Genomic DNA, 4,844 nt, shown 5'->3' on the forward strand with positions numbered 1-4,844 from the left:
GCCTTGATGGGGAACGTGGTCTGGCACCGGGCACACTTGAGCTTCGCGCCCCCGGGCGGGATCCGCCTGTCATCGATGTTGTAGTTCGTCTGGCACGACGGGCAGGAGACTTTCATTGTTTTCCTTCGACGAGACCGGCTGGCGCGCGCACGCGCAGCAATGAATGGGCGGTGCGATGGTCCGCGCGGCGCGTGCAGGCTAGCAGAGCCGTTTCAAGCCCGGAAAGAACGCGCCCCCGGGGCGACGAGTCGTCACCCGGGCGGGCAGGAGGGCGGGCGCACGCCCCTACCGGCAGTGTGCCTTCCTTTTCCAGCCCCCCGGACGAGGTGGTAGACCCGGCGGAGCATGGATCCCATCGTCATCCTCGGGGCGGGCCTCGCGGGCCTGTCCACCGCGCATTTCATCAAGCGCCCCTGGCGCCTCATCGAGAAGTCGGACCGGGTCGGCGGCCTCATCAAGACCGAGGTCATCGACGGGTGTTACTTCGACCCCACCGGCCACTGGCTCCACCTGCGCGACCCGGAGATCCAGGAGCTGGTCAACACGCTCTGGCTGCCTGAACAGATGGTGCGCATCCAGCGCCGCGCCGCGGTGTACTCGCGCGGCACCTTCACGCGCTTCCCCTACCAGGTGAACACCCACGGGCTGCCGCCGGAGGTCGTGGCGGAGAACCTGATCGGCTACGTGGAGGCCATCTACGGTGAGAAGGGCCGGGCCCTGCGCGAGCGCGAGCCCGTCAACTTCGAGGAGTTCATCCTCCGCTACATGGGTGAAGGCTTCGCGAAGAACTTCATGCTGCCCTACAACCAGAAGCTGTGGACCGTGCACCCGCGCGAGATGTCCGCCAACTGGGTGGGCCGCTTCGTGCCGCGTCCCTCCCTCAAGGAGGTCGTCGACGGGGCGCTCGGGGCCGGCAGCGACCAGTTGGGCTACAACGCTTCGTTCCTCTACCCGCGCGAGGGCGGCATCGAGAGCCTGGCGCGCGCGATGAAACAGCACCTGCGCGGCGGCGAATTGAGCGTGCACACCGAACCCGTCTCCATCGACTGGAAGGCGAAGCAGGTCGTGCTGTCGGACGGGCGCACGCAAGGCTACTCGGGGCTCGTGTCCTCCATCGCGCTGCCCACGCTGGTGCAGTTGATTGCGCGCGGTGCCTCCGGTGTCCCGGAGGAGGTGCAGGCCGCGGCGAAGCGTCTGCGGGCCTTCACCGTCACGTACGTGTGCGTGGGCGCGAAGGGCGCGAACCGTCAGCCCTGGCACTGGATCTACCTGCCGGAGCCGGAGTTCCATGCGTACCGCATCGGCTCGCCCTCGGCGGTGTACGCGCCCCTGGCTCCCTCGGACACGGCCAGCTTCTCCGTCGAGTTCAGCCACCACGGCGAGCTGTCGCTGGAGGACGCGGAGCGCAAGGCGGTGGAGGACCTGCTGCGCTCGGAGATGATCCACTCGAAGGACGACGTCCTCTTCGCCAAGGCGAGGGAGATCCCCAACGCGTACGTGCTCTACGACGACGCGTACGGACCGGCGAAGGCGGAGGTCGCCCGCTTCCTGGAGCACGCGGGCATCCTCACCGCGGGGCGTTATGGCCAGTGGGAGTACTCGTCCATGGAGGACGCCATCCTGGGCGGGCGGGCCTGTGCCCGGACGCTGAACGGCTGACGCGAGGGGTCATCTCCTTGTCGACGGGTGGGTTGGGGCCGTGCTAGGCCCCAGGCCTACCTTTCGCTTCTTCTGGACCCATGGCCCTGCACCTCTCCGTCGTCATCCCGGTCTACAACGAAGAGTCCATCATCGCCCAGGCAGCCGAAGAGCTGCGTCAGGGGTTGGATGCGCGCGGGCTCGACTACGAAATCATCTTCGCGGAGAACGGCTCGCGCGACTCGACGCCCATGATCCTGGAGGATCTGTGCGCCAAGAACCCGCGCCTGCGCTGGTTCCACTCGGAGACGCCCAACTACGGCGTGGCGCTGAAGGAGGGCATCCTCAAGGCCCGGGGCACCTACGTGGTGTGCGATGAAATCGACCTGTGCGACCTGACCTTCTACGACGCGGCGCTGCCCCGGCTGGAGCGCGGCGAGGCGGACATGGTCGTGGGCTCCAAGGCGGCCAAGGGCGCGAGTGATCAGCGGCCCCTCATCCGCCGCGCGGCCACGCGGGTGCACAACAAGCTGTTGCGCGTGGCGCTGGGCTTCCAGGGCACCGACACGCACGGCCTGAAGGCGTTCCGCCGCGAAGCGCTGCTGCCCGTCATCCAGAAGTGCGTGGTGGACATGGACGTGTTCGCCAGCGAGTTCGTCATCCGCGCGTGGCGCGAGGGGCTCAACGTGATGGAGATCCCCATCCAGCTCCACGAGAAGCGCCAGCCGTCCATCCACCTGTTCAAGCGCGTGCCCAACGTGCTCAAGAACGTGGGCAAGCTGTTCTACGTCATCCGCGTTCGCGGGACCTGAAGAGGGAGCGCTCCATGCCAGCGGTGCGACTGGCGTCCATCTCCGTCGACCTGGATTCGCTGCCGCACTACTGCCGGATCCACGGGCTGCCCGAGTCGCTCCTGGACGACCGGGCCCGCACGTTGATCCATCGCGTGGCGGTGCCCCGCTTCCGCGACCTGCTGGCCTCCGTCGGAGTGCCCGGGACGTTCTTCGCCATCGGGGAGGACCTGGAGGCGGACCCCGGCGCGGCGGCCGGCATGCGGCAGTCCCACGCGGCGGGCATCGAGGTCGCGAGCCACAGCCACGCCCATGACTACGCGCTCACGCGGCGCGGTGCCGACGCCATCGCGGAAGACCTGGCGCGCGCGGACGCGGCCATCCTGAAGGCCACCGGCGTGCGTCCTTGCGGCTTCCGGGCCCCGGGCTACACGCTGAACGCCGACCTGTACGCGGCCACGGTGGTGCAGGGGTACACGTATGGGTCCTCCGCGTTCCCGGCGGCGCCGTACTACGCGGCGAAGGCGGCGGTGATGGGGGCGCTCGCGGCGCTGGGGCGGCCTTCGCGCTCCGTGCTGGATACGCCCCGCGTGCTGCTCGCGCCGCGCGTGCCGTACCGGCCGGATCCGGCGCAGCCCTACCGACGGGGCACGGGGGCGGTGGTGGAGCTGCCGATGACGGTGACGCCGGTGGTGCGCTTCCCGTTCATCGGCACGTTCGCGACCACGCTGCCTCGCGGCACCATGCGCGCCGCGTACCGGGCATGCCGGGCGGACGCCTTCTTCAACTTCGAGCTGCACGGTGTCGACGTGCTGGACGCGGCGGACGGCATCCCGCCGGAGCTGGTGCGTCAGCAGCGCGACCTGCGCGTGAGCGCCGCGAAGAAGCAGGAGCGGCTGCGCAGCATCTTCCAGTGGCTCAAGGAAGACTTCGACGTCGTCACCCTGCGCGACGCGGCGGGGCAGCTCTCCGCGACGCTCTGAGGGAACGTCGCGCCGCGCGGATCAGCGCGCGGCCTTCAGGGCCTTCCAATCCGCTTCGGCCTGATCCGCGTAGGACTGCGCGAACGCGGTGAGCCGCTTCGTGGCTTCGTGCGTATCGCCGCCCAGCCAGGCCTCCAGGCGCGTGGCCTGCTCCCGCGTGTGGCCATGCGCCCGGGCCAGCACCACGCCCGCCTGTTCGAAGGTGGAGCGCAGGGCCTTCTTCTTGGAGAGCGCGCCGTCGTCCAGCTTGCCCTTCTCCGGTTCCACCTCGCGCACGAGGAAGGCCCGGCCGCCCATGCTCACCGTGCCCGTGAGCGGGTTCGCGTCGCCAGCCAGTTCCTTCTGCGCCTTCACCACGTCCGCGCCGTTCGCGGGGACCGGGGGAGAACCCACGCCGGAGGCCAGCAGCTCCTTCAGCTCCAGCAGCACGGGCGGGGCCTTCGGATCCTTCGCGCCCAGGAGCACGTAGTCGCGCTCCAGGCCGTAGCTGCTGCCACCCGCGTCCAGGCGCTCCGCGAGGTCCAGCACCTTCAGGGGCACGGCCACGCCCTCGGTGCCCTTCAGGGTCGCTTCGTAGGACGCCAGCGCCGCGCGCACCGCGCTCTTCCGCGTCGCGTCCAGCGGCTTGAGCGTGTCCGTGGTGAGGAAACGGGGACCCTTGGCACCGTCGGGCTTCACGTACTTCTCCAACAGGTCCTTCGGCGACGTGTCGCGCGACTGGTCGATGAGGTCCTTCACCGGCCCGGACGATTCCTTCTTCGTCAGGAAGGCCCCCGGGTTCGCATCCCCGTCCGCCAGCAGCTCCAGCGTCTCGAAGTACCCTTGCGCGAGCGCCTTGACCGCCTCCGCCTGCTCCCCGGCGGACAGGCCCGCCTCGCGCGCGGTGAGCACGGCGCTGGTGGCCAGCCGCGTGAGGTCCGCTTCCGGCGACGCGATGCCCGCCTGGTCGAAGTCGTTGAGCCCCCACACCGCCTTGCCCTCCGGTCCCCGGAAGGTGCCCAGGTTGCCCACGTGGGCATCCCCCACCACGAGGATGTCCGGGGCCGGCCGGTCCAGGAGCTTCGCGCCTTGCGCGTACGGCCCCCGCAGGTCCGCATGGAAGAGCGCCGGCATCGCCCGGAACATCGCGGAGGGGCTCTCGCGCATCATCGCGAGCTTCTCCTTCAGGCGCGCGGGCGGCAGGGCCAGCTTCGCGTTGAAGTCGCGCACGAAGGCCACCCCCTGGGAGGGCTCCCTCGCGAGGTCGGATGTGGCGGCCTTGGCCCGCGCCGGGGTGTTCACGGCCACGGTGTCGCCGGTCCGGGAGGAAGGGGCCCGGGGCTGGAAGTCGCTGGAGGTGTTCATCCGCCCCGCCGCGCCTCCCGCCGAGGCGAGCGTCAACACCGTCGCCGCGACGGTGGAACCAGGGGCGGACGTCCGGGAGGGGGGCTTG

At 70.0% G+C, this 4,844-nt stretch carries 5 protein-coding genes; 3 read left to right on the forward strand and 2 right to left on the reverse strand.

The window, feature by feature from the left end:
* The coding region (locus D7Y13_RS49085; protein ID WP_208734535.1) for a zinc-ribbon domain-containing protein at positions 1-116 on the reverse strand (116 nt) is incomplete at its 3' end.
* 229 nt (positions 117-345) lie between these two features.
* Here D7Y13_RS49085 and D7Y13_RS38605 point away from each other — a divergent pair.
* The 3 genes from D7Y13_RS38605 (at position 346) to D7Y13_RS38615 (ending at position 3,412) form a co-directional block, all read left to right on the forward strand.
* Positions 346-1,659, forward strand: a complete 1,314-nt coding sequence (locus tag D7Y13_RS38605) for a protoporphyrinogen/coproporphyrinogen oxidase (RefSeq protein ID WP_120585335.1) — start codon at positions 346-348, stop codon at positions 1,657-1,659.
* Positions 1,660-1,739: 80 nt separating this feature from the next.
* The gene (locus D7Y13_RS38610; RefSeq protein ID WP_120545288.1) at positions 1,740-2,450 is read left to right on the forward strand and encodes a glycosyltransferase family 2 protein; all 711 of its coding nucleotides are present in this window, start codon (positions 1,740-1,742) and stop codon (positions 2,448-2,450) included.
* A gap of 23 nt (positions 2,451-2,473) precedes the next feature.
* Positions 2,474-3,412 (forward strand): polysaccharide deacetylase family protein, encoded by a 939-nt coding sequence (locus D7Y13_RS38615; protein ID WP_199732914.1) that lies wholly within the window; start codon positions 2,474-2,476, stop codon positions 3,410-3,412.
* A gap of 21 nt (positions 3,413-3,433) precedes the next feature.
* On the opposite strand, the gene D7Y13_RS38620 is transcribed toward D7Y13_RS38615, so the two are convergent.
* The coding region (locus tag D7Y13_RS38620) for a DUF2252 family protein (protein ID WP_147452600.1) at positions 3,434-4,844 on the reverse strand (1,411 nt) is incomplete at its 5' end.

The sequence above is a fragment of the Corallococcus praedator genome (assembly GCF_003612125.1).
In the GTDB taxonomy this organism is placed as follows: domain Bacteria; phylum Myxococcota; class Myxococcia; order Myxococcales; family Myxococcaceae; genus Corallococcus; species Corallococcus praedator.

Bases quoted from the DNA above. Each gene is read 5' to 3' on its own strand.
- D7Y13_RS38605 (WP_120585335.1), top strand. From the start codon at position 346: ATGGATCCCATCGTCATCCTCGGGGCGGGCCTCGCGGGCCTGTCCACC.
- D7Y13_RS38610 (WP_120545288.1), top strand. From the start codon at position 1,740: ATGGCCCTGCACCTCTCCGTCGTCATCCCGGTCTACAACGAAGAGTCC.